Source organism: Streptococcus pseudopneumoniae (assembly GCF_001068775.1).
Taxonomy (GTDB): Bacteria; Bacillota; Bacilli; order Lactobacillales; family Streptococcaceae; genus Streptococcus; species Streptococcus pseudopneumoniae_N.
In genome coordinates this window covers 1-252 of record NZ_JWAJ01000033.1, presented here as the reverse complement: position 1 = coordinate 252, position 252 = coordinate 1, and the positions used below count along the sequence as shown (strand labels likewise).

General features: G+C 54.4%; 3 tRNA genes. All 3 read right to left on the bottom strand.

What is annotated here, in order from left to right:
• Position 1 precedes the first annotated feature (1 nt).
• Positions 2-74, bottom strand: a tRNA-Phe gene (locus tag ADF68_RS01390).
• Between the two features lie 3 nt (positions 75-77).
• A tRNA-Met gene (locus ADF68_RS01385) sits at positions 78-151 on the bottom strand.
• A 10-nt stretch (positions 152-161) separates the two neighbouring features.
• Positions 162-251: transfer RNA gene (locus ADF68_RS01380), tRNA-Ser, on the bottom strand.
• Position 252 lies beyond the last annotated feature (1 nt).

Here is a 252-nt window from a genome sequence, read left to right as displayed (position 1 = left end):
ATGGCGCGAGACGGAATCGAACCGCCGACACATGGAGCTTCAATCCATTGCTCTACCAACTGAGCTACCGAGCCTTATTGCGGGAGCAGGATTTGAACCTACGACCTTCGGGTTATGAGCCCGACGAGCTACCGAGCTGCTCCATCCCGCGTTAATAATAAAGGAGGATGTGGGATTCGAACCCACGCACGCTTTTACACGCCTGACGGTTTTCAAGACCGTTCCCTTCAGCCGGACTTGGGTAATCCTCCA